The organism is Novosphingobium sp., assembly GCF_037133355.1.
In the GTDB taxonomy this organism is placed as follows: Bacteria; Pseudomonadota; Alphaproteobacteria; order Sphingomonadales; family Sphingomonadaceae; genus Novosphingobium.
The window spans coordinates 1-14,826 of record NZ_JBAXOI010000015.1; the positions used below are offsets into that span (position 1 = coordinate 1).

A 14,826-nucleotide genomic window follows, 5' to 3' on the forward strand; every position below is an offset into this window, starting at 1 on the left:
GTATTTAACCGCTGGACTCTCGTTATGACTGAGGGACTGCCGGGGGGCAGGTCATGTACAGTGAGTCTCGGATACCGAAGAAACCTGCCGTTTGACATGTCGTCAAAGAACGGCCGCAAAATCCCACTTCGCGTCCTTTAGGAAAAATGGCGGCAGTCGACCAATGTCGGTCAGTCACAACTGCCCCAATGACCGACTGATTCTCCTGTTAGCCGCCATTCCACTTAGAGATATTGCATCGATCGGGCACATAGCTGAGTAGCCCCTTGAATTCTGGACGCCTTCGATCCTAATTTTGAGGACAGGAGGCGACCAACCTTGAGCACTCGATGATCCGATGCGGCAATTGCCACGACAGCCCCGTGGTGCAGTGATTCTTCTCCTCGCGCAAGGGCGAGAGCATCCGGCGCCGGACTTACAAAAACCGCGAGGAAGCCCGGCTGGACGTGTTCGATTACGGCGAGATGTTTAAAACCCGGTGCGCAAGCAGGTCTGGAACGGGATGCTGTCGTCCGTCGCGTTCGAACAGCAGCAGATTTTGAAAGCGTAAGGCATCTAGAAAACTAGGGGCTACTCACGGACAAGCACCCCCGCAAGCTGCTCCGTCACTAGGGTCACGCGTGGAGTTGACCGCAGATTATAAGTTGCGCGTAGTTGCGGGCAACCGACGCAGGGTCCGCTCGTGGCAGCCAGCGCCTTAACTCGGCGGCCGCGCTGATCGCTGCGTGGACCACTTCGGCGGTCAGTGCGGGATCGAGCGCGCGCACCGATCCGTCAATCAACCCCCCGACAAGGATGCTGCCGATCCGCGTATCGAGTTGCTGGCGGGTGCGGCTGATGTGCGCGCGGTTCTGCTGGTCGGGAAGTACGCTGAACGCCGAGCCTTGCAGCAGCGGGCCACGGTCTGAAAGCTGGAAGCACACCAGCGCCCTGATGAGCGCGGCAAAGCGCTGCGCCCCGCGCACGTCCAAGGCCTCTGCCTGGTCGAGAAAGTGCCGCTGCAAATCGAAACTGCGTTCGAAACACGCGGTGATCAGCTCGTTCTTCGCATCGTTGTAATGATAGAACTTGCCCTTGGTGGCATCGAGCACGGCAGCAATTTTCTCGACTGATGCCCCCCGGTATCCTTGATCGTTGACGAGTTGCGTGGCGGCCCGCAGAAATGCCTCTGCAGTTGGATCAGATGCCGGCGGCGGCGCAGGAAGGACGGGGTCGGCACCGAGAACAATGTCAGCCCCACGGGTCACGCCATTTAGAACCACATCCGCGACAAGATGCGCTACGCGGGGATAATCGCTGGCTTCGAACCGGTGGGTCCAATCGCGATGGGCATTGAGCAGCGACAGCACCAGGTGCGCGCGCAAAACCTTCACCGAATGTTCCTGCGCTTTGGCAGCCGGGTCTGCAAGCAAGGCACGGATGCTGCGAAACATATCGATGTACGCGGCAAGCACCGGTGCCAGCTGGGGTTCGCCCAGCGCGAGAATGTCACTGAACCCGATCAGTGGCCGGGCCTCGCCGTTGGCCATTGCTGCCAGTTCGCCAAGGTGCAGCGCAAACAGCCGCGCAACCCGTGCGGCGACATCGGGCTCGGCACTGGCAGTCAGTGCGTGCACCTTGGTCACGGCGATCGCGCGCAGGAAGCATGCCGCCGCAAGATCGTCTTTCTTTCGGTAATAATAGGCAATGCCGCTCGTCACCATGCCGACATTGGCCGCGATTTCGCCCAACTGAGCGCCCTTGACACCGAGCGCGTTGAACTGCCGCGCCGCAGCATCGAGGATCGCATCCTGTTTGGCCTGCGCGGATTTGGTCCGGGTTTTTTCAGGCTTTGAATACGTCACAAAGGGTCCACCGCCATTGGAAGCGTGCTGCGCGGTGTCATAGCCTGCGGATATATCTCGTAAATGGTGGGCAACAGCAAAATTTCTTTGGCGGAAGGCAAGCGGCATAAGCGCCGCTGCTTTATTGAAATATTGGTACCCTATCTTACGCGCATTTTCAAAGACAAAATGATTGATTATCCACAAATTTGAAAATACGGTTTGCTTTGACGGTGGGTGGCTGGTATCCCTCCGCTGGCTGGATCGATCCAGCTCGAAGCCCGCAATGGGCATGGGGAACGGGGGGAATTATGCCGACATTTAAGCAGCCTGCTGGCACAACCGGATTGCTATCTGCTGCAGCACGCCCGGCTCTGGCAGCCGCGCTGCTCGCAGCGGCAGCGCCCGCGTTGGCGGCTGCTCCCGCATTTGAAACTCGCGCACCTGAAATTCCCGCAACTGAGGCTGGCGCGCCGGACGCCAAAGACATCATCGTCACCGCGCAAAAGCGCAGCGAGCGCAGCCTTGAGGTGCCGATTTCGCTGACCGTGCTCAACGACAAGGATCTGGCAGCGGTTCAGGCCTATCGATACGAGGATTATCTGGCCAAAGTGCCGGGCCTGTCGCTGATCGGTGTCGGCGGGTTTGGTTCGCAGTTGGTGGTGCGGGGCGTGACGACAGGGACGTATGCGATCAACAGTTCGGTCGCGACGTATGTCGATGAAACGCCCTTCTCGTCGAACGGCAGCTCAGGTTTGTCTGCGTTTATCGCACCGAATTTCGATCCTTATGACATGCAGCGAATCGAAGTGCTGCGCGGGCCGCAGGGCACACTGTATGGGGCAAACTCGCTTGGCGGCCTGTTCAAATACGTGACCAACGCGCCAGATCCAGCGCGGATTGCAGCTTCGGCGGATGTCGATGTCAACGCGGTCGACCACGGCGCTGCCGGCATCAACCTGCACGGCATGGTCAATGCTCCGCTGTCAGGCAAAGCCGCGTTGCGCGTGGTCGGCTTTTACGATGAGAGCCCCGGCTACGTCGATGATCCGTCGCGCGGCCTCAAGGATATCAACACATCGACCATGGTCGGCGGTCGCGCTTCGCTGCTGTTCAAGCTGGCCGATACCCTGTCTATCCGCCTCAACGCCACCTATCAGCACAGGAAATGGAGCGACTATTCAAGCATCGATGTCCTGCCAGTAACCTTCCAGCCGATCTACGGAGGGATGATCTCGGAAACACTCGTTGGCAACCCGGGCGCGGCGACCAACCAAGTTTACAATGCCACGGTTGATTGGGATATCGGCTTTGCCACTCTGCTCTCAAGCAGCAGTTACATCGAATATGCCAGCCAGGCGCAATTCGATGTCAGCGGCACGTACGGCGCATTTCTGTCCCCGATTCTGGGTTCGCCATATGGCGCGATCATCGATCAAAAATCGGGGATGCATGCCTATACGCAGGAATTTCGCCTGACTTCGCCCACAGGCCCGAAGCTGCAATGGCAGGCAGGCGCCTATTACATGAAACAAAGCGGATTCGTGAACCAGGACACCTATCCCGTCGATATCGCGAGCAAGACGATCGTGCGCGATTTCCCCTTCCAGCTCGGAGGTTTCTACAACGACCAGACCTATAATGAGATCTCGGGTTTCGGCACGCTCGGCTATAACTTTACACCAGCCTTTGATGTCAGTGTCGGGGGGCGCTATAGCCACAACAACCAGACTTTCACCGAAAACGGCTTCGGCCTGCTCGGCGGCGGCATCCTGCTCTCCGCGCCGTCATCCGAGGATGTGTTCACCTATTCGGCCGATGCGCGGTGGCGCGTAACCCCGCAAGTCATGCTTTATGGCCGCTTTGCGACCGGCTATGTCCCCGGCGGCGGCAACAACGTCCCCATCACCGCGCCCGCTACCTTGCCGCGTAGCTACAAGTCTTCGAAAACGACAAACTACGAGCTTGGCGCGAAGGGATCGCTGTTTGATAACAAGCTCACCTTCGAAGTTGCGGCCTACCAGATCGATTGGGCCAATATCCAGCTTGCGGCCTCGTATGGCGGTGTGTTGACAACGCTCAACGCGGGCGGTGCCAAAAGCACCGGCTTTGAATGGAGCTTCGGGTTCGTGCCGGTCAAGGGGCTAACGCTAGGGTTCAACGGCTCCCACACCAAGGCCCGGCTGAAAGAAGCCGCGCCTGCCACCGTCGGCGGCGCAGCAGGCGAACGCCTGCCCGGTTCACCCGAATGGAGCACCTCGGCAAGTGTGCAATACGACTATCCGCTGGCTGCCCATTTCGATGGGTTCGTGGCGGCAGATTGGCAGCATAGCAGCAACCGCCTATCGGATTTCAGCGCCATCGGGGCCCGGCAAACCTTCCCCAGCTACAACATGGTCAACCTCCGCCTCGGCCTGAAATCAGCCCGCTGGACCGCCACCGCCTATGTGCGCAATCTCACCAACACGTTCGCGATTAGCAACATCAGCGCCACCACCTTGGCAGACAACTTCGGCCCGCTGGCGGCAAATATTTATCAGCCCCGCACATTCGGAATTGCGATCGGCGTGAGATACTGATGTGACAGACGCTGCCGATAACACCGACATGACGGCAAGCTCGGCAACCCTGCGGCCGCGATTGTCCCTGTCGAGCAAACTTGCCTATTCGGTCGGCTCGGTTGCCTTCGGGCTGAAAGCGGTCGCGATCGGCATGGTCATGCTGTTCTACAATCAGGTTATGGGGCTTGGCGCGGGGCAAGTCTCGATCGCGATCGGCATTGCCCTGATCATCGATGCGTTCGCCAGCCCGGTTATCGGGCAGATGTCGGATGCGTGGCGGTCGCCTTGGGGGCGGCGCCACCCGTTCATGTATGCCGCTGCGATCCCGGCGGCAGTTTCAGTCTGGGCGCTTCTCAATCCGCCGCACGACTGGGGACCAGACGCACTGTTTGCCTATATGACAGCATGCATTATCGCCGCCCGGGTCGCGATTGCGATGTTTGAAATTCCCAACTCTTCGCTGCTGCCCGAATTGGTGCCTGATTATGACCAACGCACCGTGCTCGCGAGCTATCGCTATCTGTTCGGCATTGTCGTCCCGGTCGCGGTTGTGATCTTGGCCTACACCATGCTGTTAAAGCCGTTCGTCAATGCCGAAGGGCAACAGTTGCCGGGGCAGCTCAACCCGGCCGGCTACGCCAATCTGGGCGCGTTGCTTGCGGCGTTGATCTTTGCTGCAATCGTGATTTCGGCGGCAGGTACCCACCGTGAGATCCGCTATATGGCCGAGCCTGAGCGCCATGCTTCGTTGGCCGATCTGCTGGCGACGATGCGTACCACGCTGCTTAATCGCAACTTGGTGGTTGTCATGCTGTCGGGCGTCATTTCTGGGATCGGCACCGGGCTCGTCGGCGGGCTGGGCGATTATTTCAACACCTACTTCTGGGAACTCAGCGCCAATCAGATTTCGTTCGTAGCGGGTGCCGCTGGTCTTGCCCCGTTTGCCGCTGTTGCCGTTGGCCCGTGGCTGGCGCGCCGCTCCGGCAAGAAGACCGCAATCCTGCTGACGTTTTTCCTATCGGTGTTTTTCGGCATTCTGCCGATGAGCTTGCGCCTGCTAGGCTGGCTGCCAGCGAACGGCCATCCGCTGATCTTGCCGATGCTGGCCATCGATTCTTTCTTCGCGGTGGTGTTCGCAGTCATCGGCATCATCATCGCCACCTCGATGATGGCCGATATCGTCGAACACGTGCAGGTAGAAACCGGACGGCGCTCGGAAGGGTTGATCTTCGCGGCCGATACAATGCTCAAGCAGATCGTCACTGGGGTCGGATCGATGGGCACAGGCTTCATTCTGCAGGCGGTGCGGTTTCCGCAGCAAGCCGTGCCCGGGCAGGTGCCAACAAGCGTGCTCAACCACCTGGCGTTGATCTACCTGCCGATCAATGCGCTCACGAGCTTTGCCGCGATTGCGGCAATTTCCTTTTACGCGATCAGCCGCACCGATCACTTGCGCAATCTCGCCGCCGTTGCTGCGCGCGCCAAAGGAACGGCCCCATGATCCACCCAGCCTTGCAGGATGCCCAGACTGTCGCCGTGCCCGGCGCGCAGACTTATACTTTCCAATCGGCGGTGACGGGACGCGCCTATCGCATCTTTGTCGCCGTGCCCGATGCGCCCGCGCCGGAAGGCGGGTTTCCGGTACTGTATCTGCTCGATGGCGATCTGCATTTCCCTCCGGCCGCGCACTATGCGCGGTTCGGTGCGCTGGGCGGGGAATTGCGCGCCGCCGTGATCGTCGGCATCGGCTATACGGGCGAACCTGCCGAGGCAATGCTGGCACGGTTTACCGAGCTTTCGCTACCCGCATCCGCGGCCTGGATCGCAGGACTGGCGTTCACGATCCCCGGCCTCGTCGCCGAGAATACCGGCGGCATCGATGGCTTTCTGGCGATGATCGAAACCGAGCTCAAGCCCGCGATTGCCACGTTGGGCAGCATCGATGCAGCCAACCAAAGCCTGTTCGGCCATTCACTCGGCGGGCTGGCGGTACTGCGCGCGCTGTTCACCGCGCCTGCCGCCTATCGCACCTTCATCGCCTCAAGCCCCTCGATCTGGTGGGCAGACCGCGCAATTCTTGCCGGGGAAGCCGGGTTGGCCGCGGCGCTCTTAGGCAGCAACGCGCGGCCGCGTGTGCTGATAACCGCAGGGGCTAACGAAGCCGCGCCAGAACCGTCCGCGCTGCGCTTTTTCAAAACCCGCGCCGAAGCCGAAGCCTCTACGGCGCGTTCACGGATGGTCGCCAATGCTACGGAACTGGGTGATCGTTTGCAGGCGCTCGGCCTGGCCGATGTGCACACTACGGTGTTTGCGGATGAAGGCCATGGCTCGGTAACCCCGGCCGTGCTTGGCCGCGCGCTCACTCTTGCGCTGGCGGTGGACACTTGCGCATGACCGGCCAGAGCTGTTTCGCCGCAGATTATGCGCAGGCGCGCGATATGTTTTGCGCCGCTGCCCGCGCTGCCGATGCCGCAATCGAATCCATTCCCCATCCTGATCGCGGGCCCAGTGGCGGCGTTTTGTCATGCGACACCGCCTGGCTCGGCCCGAAAACCGCGCCGCATGTGCTGGTAACGATCTCGGGCACGCACGGGGTTGAGGGATTCGCCGGTTCGGGCGCGCAAGTCGATGCACTTCGCCGGATCGCCGGCAGCAGCTTGCCCGCCGATGTCGCGGTGCTGATGGTCCATGCCATCAATCCGCATGGCTTTGCATGGGCAAGGCGCGTGACCGAGGACAATATCGATCTTAATCGCAACTGGATCGATTTCACCGCGCCGCTGCCTCTAAACAAGGGGCATGATGCGCTCGCGCCCGCGCTCTACCCCACCGAATGGAACGATGCGGCGCAGGCCTCGCTACTGGCCGCGATCACCGATTATGCTGCGCAGCACGGCGCAGCGGCGATGCAGGCAGCAATCAGCGGCGGCCAGTATTGCCACCCTCGAGGCATTTTTTATGGCGGCGCAAAGCCGGGCTGGTCGCGGCGCACCCAAACCGCGCTGCTGACAGGAATGCTGGGTCACGCCGAGCAGGTCGTGATCATCGATTTCCACACCGGTCTCGGGCCGCGCGGCATCGGCGAACAGATCGTCACAGTGCCGCGGTCCAGTCCGCAGTTCGCGCGGGCATCCGCATTCTTCGGCGCAGCGATCACCTCCACGCATGATGGCAGTTCCAGCTCTGCAGTCCTTGTCGGCGATGGGCTGAGCGCGGCCCCGGCCCTGCTGCCCCATGCCAAAGTCACGGCAATGGCGCTCGAATTCGGCACCGTGCCGGAGGATCAGGTTGTCGCCGCGCTGGCTGCCGATGCCTGGCTCCACGCGCACGGCGATCCGCTTTCGCCGCAGGGCCGCGCGATCAGCGCAAATGTGCGCCGCGCCTTTTACGATGATAGTACCGATTGGCAGGGCATGGTTGTCTGCCAAGCCTTGCTAGCCTGTCGGCAAGCCATCGCCGCACTACACCGCAAGGCCTGAAGGGATGATCCTCGCGCATCTCTTCGCGCTTCTAGGCGGCGCAACCGTTCTGGTAACCGGCATCCGGTTTGCGGCCTGGCGGGCGGACATTCATCGCCGCCTCCTGCGCGGTAGCACTGTCATCCAAACTGCACGCGGCGCGGCCGAATATGCCGAGCTTGGCAGCGGCCCCGTCGTGCTCTTGCTGCACGGCACGCCCGGCGGCTATGATCAAACCTTGCGCATGATCGAGGCCAGCGGGGCGATGGACGGCAAGGCCCGCTTCCTGTGTCCGTCGCGCCCCGGCTATCTGCGCACGCCGCTTGCTTCGGGCCGGAGCCCGGCAGCGCAGGCCGATCTGTGCGCTGCGCTGCTCGATGTGCTCGACATAGACCGCGCCTTTGTTATCGGGGCATCGGGCGGCGGACCGGCGGCTGTGCAATTCGCCCTGCGGTTTCCGGGCCGCTGCAACGGGCTCGTACTTGAAGCTGCGGTGACGCAATCGATCGCGGTTCGAAAAATCCCCATCCCGGCGATCCTTGCCGACCTACTGGTGTATCTGTTCCGCAACTTTGCCATCGCCAAAGCAAGGGCAAGCGCGCCTGATGATCCAGTCCTGGCGCAAATCGCGCGTGGCGTTTTGGAAACCGTAGTCCCTGTCGGGCCGCGCATGGCGGGGTTTCATAACGACCGTGCTGCGTTTTCGCAGCTGGATGGCTGGCCGTTGGAGCAGATCACGTGCCCGGCGCTCATTGTTTATGGCACCGCCGACACCGATGTTCCCGCGGCCCATGCGCTCCATGCCCATGCGGCAATCGCGGGTTCACGGCTCGTTGCCATCGCAGGGGCCGATCATAACCTATTTGTAACCGAACACGCGCGGCTCAACCACGCTATTGCCGAATTCATGGCAGGCGTCCTTCAGGCCCATCCACCAGAGGCATCGCATACATGACCAGCAGCCGCCACCTTGTTGATCCCGAACTGCACGCCCTTCTGGATAGCTTCCCGGAATTCGAGCTGTCCGATGCGATCCTGCCACTTATGCGGGCTGCCCCGCCGTTCACGCTCGATGCCGATCAGGACGGCTTCGCGGTGGTATCAAGCCAGCGCGTGATCCCTGGCCCCGATGGCGCACCAAACGTTGAAGTCTTGCTCCATGTGCCAGCCGAAACAGGCGCACTGCGCGGCGCGCTTCTGCACATCCACGGCGGCGGTTATATTGCGGGGTCTGCTGAAATGGGCGTGCCGGCGCATCGCTTGCTTGCCAATTCGCTCGGGGCGGTTGTGGTCTCGGTCCAGTATCGCCTTGCGCCGGAAACTCGGTTTCCCGGCGCGATTGAAGATTGCTATGCAGCCTTGGCGTGGCTCACCCGGTCCTGCGCCGAATTCGCGATCGATCCCGCGCGGATCGGGGTCATGGGGGAAAGCGCGGGCGGCGGACTAGCTGCGTCCCTTGCGCTGATGGCCCGTGATCGCGGTGAATATGCATTGGCATTTCAGCACTTGATCTACCCGATGATTGATGATCGGACCTGCCTCGATCCAGACCCCCATCCGTTTGCGGGCGAGTTTATATGGACCCCGCACAGCAACGCGTTTGGCTGGGGCGCACTATTAGGTGTTGCTCCCGGCTCGCCGGACGTTTCGCCCTACGCCGCCGCCGCGCGGGCTGCCGATCTATCGCGATTGCCGCCCACGTACTTGGCGGTTGGCGCGCTCGATCTGTTTTTGGAAGAGAACTTTGAATATGCTCGGCGGCTGACAAGGCACGGGGTTTGCGTCGAACTGCATGTCTATCCCGGCGCATTTCACGCTTTCAACATTTCTCCCGATGCGCAAATTTCTTTACAGGCACAGCGCGACAGCCTGTTAGCACTGAGCCGCGCGCTTGGTCAGGAAAATGGCTCCGGCGGGTCTGAACCGCTATGACCATAAAGGACTATGTCGCGCTTGAAAGCGGGACGGTTGAGGGTCTTTTCACCCTTCAGGCTGCAGCCCATGCCGAAAAGACGGCGATCATTTGCGAAGGCGAACAGGTCAGCTATGCCGAGCTTGACCGCGTGGCAGACCGGGTGGCCACGGCGCTGCAGCGCGACGGCGTTCAACCCAAAGGGGTCGTAGCCATCTGCGCGGGCAGTTCGATTGCGTATATAGCCACAATCCTTGGCATCTTGCGCGCTGGTGCCGTGGTGGCCCCCCTCCCTGCAGCAGCTACGGCTGCACAACTTTCGGCGATGGTCGCTGATTGCGGCGCCTCGCACCTATTTCAGGATAGCGACGTATCATTTAGGGTTGATGTGTCGGTGCGAAACATCGCCTTCGACAACACAGGGAGGGGCGATCCGTTCGCGGCATGGCTTGCACCTGAAGGTGCACGACCCGCGAAGGTCGGGATAGATCCTGATCAGCCGTTTAACATCATCTATTCATCGGGTACGACCGGAACGCCCAAAGGCATTGTCCAATCCCAACGCATGCGTTGGTTCATTGCGCTGCGCACCGATCCGCCCGGTTATACGCCAGAAGCAATAACGATCCTTTCGACACCGCTCTATTCGAACACCACTCTGACCAGCCTGATCCCGACGCTGGCGGGCGGCGGAACAATTGTGCTCATGCCCAAATTCGATGCGCGCCGCTTTCTGCAATTGTGTGAGGAGCACCGGGTCAATGTCGCGATGCTCGTTCCGGTGCAATACCGCCGGATCCTCGATGTGCCAGATTTCGACGCTTTCGATCTGACCGCGTTTCATACGAAGTTTGCAACATCCGCGCCGTTCTCAGCCGAGTTGAAGGCAGAGGTTTTGCGGAGATGGCCCGGCGGGTTGATCGAATATTATGGCATGACCGAAGGTGGTGGCAGCTGCATGCTGGCGGCGCACGAACATCCCGACAAGTTGCACACCGTCGGCCAACCCATTTTCGGCAATGACATGAAAGTGATCGATGAAGCAGGCCGCATCCTGCCGCCAGGTTCGCACGGGGAGATCGTTGGCCGGTCGGTTACTATGATGAGCGGGTATCACAATCTGCCTGAAAAAACGCAGGAGGCGCTGTGGGTCAGCCCCGAAGGGTTGTCCTACGTTCGGACGGGCGATCTGGGGATGGTTGATGCTGATGGGTTCTTCACCCTCGTCGGGCGCAAAAAGGACATGATCATTTCTGGCGGCTTTAATATCTACCCGATCGATCTGGAGCGCGCCTTGCTATCCAACCCGGCGGTTGAAGAGGCGGCTGTCGTCGGGGCACCGTCACCTGAATGGGGCGAAACGCCTGTCGCATTTGTAACGATCAAGCACCAGGCATCTGCCAATGCCGCAGAGATCAGAAGCCTTGCCAATGCAGGTCTGGGCAAGATGCAACGGATCACCGAGGTCAGGATCATCTGTCCCCCGTCAGCACCCATGGCACAGATTTGAGGTTGTGATTTAAGGAGGGTTGGGGCTTCGTCGTAGTGACGAAGGAACGCAGATGAAGCCCCAACCCTCCTTGAAAAAATCGCAGGCAAAGGCCCCTGCCGAGCGGGTAGTGAAGGACATCCGGCGGCAGACTCGCCGCCACTTCTCGGCCGAGGACAAGATCCGTATCGTTCTGGATGGCCTGCGCGGTGAGTACAGTATCGCCGAGCTGTGCCGCAAGGAAGGCATTGCGCAGAGCCTGTATTACACCTGGTCGAAAGAGTTCATGGAAGCGGGCAAGCGCCGGTTGGCCGGTGACACCGCCCGTGCCGCCACCACCGGCGAAGTGCAGGATCTGCGCCGCGAGGCCCGCGCTCTGAAGGAATGCGTGGCCGACCTGACACTCGAAAACCGTTTGCTGAAAAAAAGCATGATCACGGATGGGGGCGACGACGAATGAGGTATCCCGCCTCCGAAAAGCTCGAGATCATCCGGATCGTCGAACAAGCGCACCTGCCCGCCAAGCGGACGCTGGACCAGCTCGGCATCGCCCGTCGGACATTCTACCGCTGGTATGACCGCTACCTCGAGGGCGGCCCGGAGGCGCTGGAGGATCGACCCTCGGTGCCGAGCCGGGTGTGGAACCGCATCGCGCCTGAAGTGCAAGATCAGATCGTCGAGATGGCGCTGGAGCAGACGGAGCTGTCACCGCGCGAACTGGCGGTACGATTTACCGATGAACGTCAATACTTTGTGTCCGAAGCCACGGTTTACCGCCTGCTCAAGGCCCACGATCTGATCACCAGCCCGGCCTATGTCGTGATCAACGCCGCCGACCAGTTCCACACCAAGACCACGCGGGTGAACGAGATGTGGCAGACCGACTTCACCTACTTCAAGATCATCGGGTGGGGCTGGATGTACCTCTCGACGGTGCTCGACGACTTCTCGCGCTACATCATCGCCTGGAAGCTGTGCACCAACATGCGCGCCGAGGATGTGACCGACACGCTCGACCTCGCCCTCAAGGCCTCGGGCTGCGACAGCGCCACGGTGCTGCAAAAGCCCAGGCTGCTCAGCGATAACGGCCCCAGCTACATCGCTGGAGACCTCGCCGAATATATCGATGCGCAGAAGATGAGCCATGTACGCGGCGCTCCGATGCATCCCCAGACCCAGGGCAAGATCGAACGCTGGCACCAAACCCTGAAAAACCGCATCCTGCTCGAAAACTACTTCCTGCCTGGCGACCTTGAGGCCCAGATCGAGGCCTTCGTCGAGCACTACAATCACCAGCGTTACCACGAGAGCTTGAGCAACGTGACGCCCGCCGACGCCTACTTCGGCAGGGCCCAAGCCATCATCAAGCAGCGCGAAAGGATCAAGCGGCAGACCATCGAGCATCGGCGCTTGCAACACCGCAAGCTCGCCGCTTAAAACCCAACCCCAGACGAGGCCCGCCCTCCGCTAATCTACGCCGCGATCTGTGCCGAATGTTCTGACGACGGACACGTTGGTGCGCATGGCCTCGTTCTCGGCCTTGAGCGCGGCCATCTGCTCGTCGACTTCGCTGCGCGGGACGGCGGCGTCCTTCAGCTCCTTTTGCGCGCGGGCCACGGCATCGAGCCGGTTGCCGAACATGGTGACGAACTCGCGCTCCGATAGGTCGCGGTTGACGAGCCCGGATGTATCGACGCTGGTCTTGTCGGTGCCCGCCTTGTTGCTGCTATCGGTTCCGAGAAGAAACCACGCCGCACCGGCGAGGAGTACTGCAGCGACACCGCCCAGCAGCAGGTTCTGACGCCGCCGGGTGCTGGCGTTGAGTGTTGACAGAAGCTCGGCGCTACCGGCCTCGTCCTTCGCCTTCTGGCGCTGAGGCGGCTGCTCATCGCGCTTGTTCTCAGTCATGGCCATTGTCCCCGTTAGGCCCGACGATCCAGGCGGTGGTGGAAGCGCCCGGCGCGAGCACCGGGCTGGCAATCGCGACCGCAATCGTGCCGACGGGGGCGAGATCGCGGGTCGCGAGCGTGGCGGGCGTCTTGCCCCGGTTGCCGAGGCGCACGACTTTGCCGGCAAGGCTCGCGCCGCGATATTCGGCGATCAGCTGGACCTCGATGTCCCCTGCACGGGCGGGAAGGCTGCTCGACTGCCGCACCGCGAAACCCGGCACTTGCGTCTCGGCGGCCATGGCCTGGACGAGGCGCACGGCGCTCGTCTCGATCGGCGTCGCCTTCTCCCAATTGGTCGCATCGTCCCTGGCGATCGCGGGGTTGGTCACGAAGACCTGCTGCGCTTCAAGGGGGCGGATTGGGCAGGCGAACTTGTAGACGTAGCCCTTCTTTGTGGTGGCAAAGAAGCTGATCCGCGCGGCGGCGTAGACCTCAGGCACTGAGACATAGATGTCGCCGCGCACGGGTTCATTGGTGACGGCAAAGTCGTTGTAGGGCGTGCCGGTTCCGATCTTCGAGACGCTGGCAAAGGCGTCGCCAACAAGGGCAAAGCGGGTGAGCTCGTGCGCCGAAACCTCGCATCCGATCGTGCCGCCATCGGCGGTCTGCTTGAACTGGTCGGCAAGGGCCGGGCCGGCGAGGCCAGTTGCCGCGAGCGCCGCGAGAATGGCGAGGCGCCTTGGCCTCGCGGGATGATATCCGCGCATCAGTGGGACTCCGTTGAAGATGGGGTGGGGGCGTCAGCCGGATGGGCCGGGGGAACCACCGCGAAGCCGGAGAGCGCGAGGCGCAGACCGCGGTAGGTCCAGTCGAACCGGAAGCGGCGCTCCTCGCTCGAAATGACCTGCTCACCCACGAACGTCTTGAGCGTGCCGCTGACTTCGGAGGTCAGTGCGCGGGGATCGACCTCGAGCTTGCTGATCACGAAGGCCTGGGTGACCTCGGACCCGCGCTGCTCCTCGACAATCCGCAGGAGCTCGGCCTTGAGCCGGCCGCGCTGCGCCGGATCGGCCAACGCGAGGATCTGCCCCATCCAGTAGTCGAGGCCTTCAGGACTACGGTTGAGCAGGACAAGCGCCACATCGCGGGTCACGAACTCGAGGTACTCGGCCGAGACTCCCGCGCTCGAAATTACGAGCGGTGTGCGGGTGGTCGGGACCAGCATGACTTCGCGCTCGCGGGTGGCGATGAGGCTGGCAGCCCCAGCGAAGAGGACCGCGAGCGCGGCGCTGGTCATCGCGAACATGTTGCGTTGGCGCAGAAGCTTCTGCGTGCGCTCGTGGGCGACATCGGTGAGCATGGGACGCGCTCCTCAGCCTGCCAGCACGCGGCAATGGGAGGGCGGCGTTGCCTTGAGACCGGTCAATCCCGGCGGCAGATACCAGTAAGCGGCATGGCGAACCCAAGAGGCGGAGCGCCCGGCCTTGGCTTTTCGCAGAGCGAACCAGGCTCCGGCTGCAAGCCCGATGCCGATGAGGATATGCTGCGTGAGGATCCCCCAGGTGAAGGGGACGATGATCCCGGCAAACTCGTCGATGGTCCAGAAGCCGATCAGCTCGGGATCGTCGAGATGGCGGGGGATCGCATGGCGGTCAGTCATGGTAACGTGCCCTCCCAAGGCGTCACGAGGCGGT

The 14,826-nt window shown here is 61.6% G+C and carries 13 protein-coding genes and 1 pseudogene; 9 read left to right on the forward strand and 5 right to left on the reverse strand.

Annotated features, from left to right (window positions below; translation table 11 throughout):
• Window positions 1-308: 308 nt before the first annotated feature.
• Window positions 309-550 (forward strand): annotated as a pseudogene (locus WCL10_RS14525) (IS3 family transposase); the annotation flags it as partial.
• Between the two features lie 64 nt (window positions 551-614).
• On the opposite strand, the gene WCL10_RS14530 reads toward WCL10_RS14525, so the two are convergent.
• The gene (locus WCL10_RS14530) at window positions 615-2,117 is read right to left on the reverse strand and encodes a TetR/AcrR family transcriptional regulator (protein ID WP_336896384.1); all 1,503 of its coding nucleotides are present in this window, start codon (window positions 2,115-2,117) and stop codon (window positions 615-617) included.
• Between the two features lie 116 nt (window positions 2,118-2,233).
• Between WCL10_RS14530 and WCL10_RS14535 the strand changes: the two genes are divergently transcribed.
• From WCL10_RS14535 to WCL10_RS14570, 8 genes are all read left to right on the forward strand, one after another.
• On the forward strand, window positions 2,234-4,402 hold the full coding sequence (locus WCL10_RS14535; RefSeq protein WP_336896385.1) for a TonB-dependent receptor: 2,169 nt from the start codon (window positions 2,234-2,236) through the stop codon (window positions 4,400-4,402).
• Window position 4,403: 1 nt separating this feature from the next.
• Window positions 4,404-5,885, forward strand: a complete 1,482-nt coding sequence (locus WCL10_RS14540) for an MFS transporter (RefSeq protein WP_336896386.1) — start codon at window positions 4,404-4,406, stop codon at window positions 5,883-5,885.
• On the forward strand, window positions 5,882-6,778 hold the full coding sequence (locus tag WCL10_RS14545; protein ID WP_336896387.1) for an alpha/beta hydrolase-fold protein: 897 nt from the start codon (window positions 5,882-5,884) through the stop codon (window positions 6,776-6,778). The genes WCL10_RS14540 and WCL10_RS14545 overlap by 4 nt, the downstream gene beginning before the upstream one ends.
• A complete protein-coding gene (locus tag WCL10_RS14550; protein ID WP_336896388.1) occupies window positions 6,775-7,863 on the forward strand; it encodes a M14 family metallopeptidase in 1,089 nt (362 codons plus the stop codon). Before WCL10_RS14545 ends, WCL10_RS14550 begins: the two co-directional genes overlap by 4 nt.
• A gap of 4 nt (window positions 7,864-7,867) precedes the next feature.
• On the forward strand, window positions 7,868-8,797 hold the full coding sequence (locus tag WCL10_RS14555) for an alpha/beta hydrolase (protein WP_336896389.1): 930 nt from the start codon (window positions 7,868-7,870) through the stop codon (window positions 8,795-8,797).
• A complete protein-coding gene (locus WCL10_RS14560) occupies window positions 8,794-9,774 on the forward strand; it encodes an alpha/beta hydrolase (RefSeq protein WP_336896390.1) in 981 nt (326 codons plus the stop codon). Before WCL10_RS14555 ends, WCL10_RS14560 begins: the two co-directional genes overlap by 4 nt.
• Window positions 9,771-11,264, forward strand: coding sequence for a class I adenylate-forming enzyme family protein (locus WCL10_RS14565; RefSeq protein ID WP_336896391.1), 1,494 nt, complete (start codon window positions 9,771-9,773; stop codon window positions 11,262-11,264). Before WCL10_RS14560 ends, WCL10_RS14565 begins: the two co-directional genes overlap by 4 nt.
• A 52-nt stretch (window positions 11,265-11,316) precedes the next feature.
• Window positions 11,317-12,680 (forward strand): IS3 family transposase gene (locus WCL10_RS14570; RefSeq protein ID WP_336896392.1). Its coding sequence is split into 2 segments (ribosomal slippage): window positions 11,317-11,665 and window positions 11,665-12,680, totalling 1,365 coding nucleotides; the frame shifts between segments, so codons are not numbered across the junction.
• Window positions 12,681-12,710: 30 nt separating this feature from the next.
• Here the strand turns inward: WCL10_RS14570 and WCL10_RS14575 are convergent.
• Genes WCL10_RS14575 through traL form a run of 4 tightly spaced genes read right to left on the reverse strand, consistent with a single transcriptional unit; the run spans window position 12,711 to window position 14,792 of the window.
• Window positions 12,711-13,151, reverse strand: coding sequence for a hypothetical protein (locus WCL10_RS14575; RefSeq protein WP_336896393.1), 441 nt, complete (start codon window positions 13,149-13,151; stop codon window positions 12,711-12,713).
• A complete protein-coding gene (locus WCL10_RS14580; protein ID WP_336896394.1) occupies window positions 13,144-13,899 on the reverse strand; it encodes a type-F conjugative transfer system secretin TraK in 756 nt (251 codons plus the stop codon). The genes WCL10_RS14575 and WCL10_RS14580 overlap by 8 nt, the downstream gene beginning before the upstream one ends.
• Window positions 13,899-14,492: a type IV conjugative transfer system protein TraE gene (locus WCL10_RS14585; RefSeq protein WP_336896395.1), complete on the reverse strand. Its 594-nt coding sequence runs from the start codon at window positions 14,490-14,492 to the stop codon at window positions 13,899-13,901. The genes WCL10_RS14580 and WCL10_RS14585 overlap by 1 nt, the downstream gene beginning before the upstream one ends.
• 12 nt (window positions 14,493-14,504) lie before the next feature.
• Window positions 14,505-14,792, reverse strand: a complete 288-nt coding sequence (traL, locus tag WCL10_RS14590; protein WP_336896396.1) for a type IV conjugative transfer system protein TraL — start codon at window positions 14,790-14,792, stop codon at window positions 14,505-14,507.
• Between the last annotated feature and the right edge of the window lie 34 nt (window positions 14,793-14,826).

Bases quoted from the DNA above. Each gene is read 5' to 3' on its own strand.
- WCL10_RS14530 (WP_336896384.1), bottom strand. From the start codon at position 2,117: ATGCCCATTGCGGGCTTCGAGCTGGATCGATCCAGCCAGCGGAGGGAT.
- WCL10_RS14545 (WP_336896387.1), top strand. From the start codon at position 5,882: ATGATCCACCCAGCCTTGCAGGATGCCCAGACTGTCGCCGTGCCCGGC.
- WCL10_RS14550 (WP_336896388.1), top strand. From the start codon at position 6,775: ATGACCGGCCAGAGCTGTTTCGCCGCAGATTATGCGCAGGCGCGCGAT.
- WCL10_RS14555 (WP_336896389.1), top strand. From the start codon at position 7,868: ATGATCCTCGCGCATCTCTTCGCGCTTCTAGGCGGCGCAACCGTTCTG.
- WCL10_RS14560 (WP_336896390.1), top strand. From the start codon at position 8,794: ATGACCAGCAGCCGCCACCTTGTTGATCCCGAACTGCACGCCCTTCTG.
- WCL10_RS14565 (WP_336896391.1), top strand. From the start codon at position 9,771: ATGACCATAAAGGACTATGTCGCGCTTGAAAGCGGGACGGTTGAGGGT.
- WCL10_RS14575 (WP_336896393.1), bottom strand. From the start codon at position 13,151: ATGACTGAGAACAAGCGCGATGAGCAGCCGCCTCAGCGCCAGAAGGCG.
- WCL10_RS14580 (WP_336896394.1), bottom strand. From the start codon at position 13,899: ATGCGCGGATATCATCCCGCGAGGCCAAGGCGCCTCGCCATTCTCGCG.
- WCL10_RS14585 (WP_336896395.1), bottom strand. From the start codon at position 14,492: ATGCTCACCGATGTCGCCCACGAGCGCACGCAGAAGCTTCTGCGCCAA.
- traL (WP_336896396.1), bottom strand. From the start codon at position 14,792: ATGACTGACCGCCATGCGATCCCCCGCCATCTCGACGATCCCGAGCTG.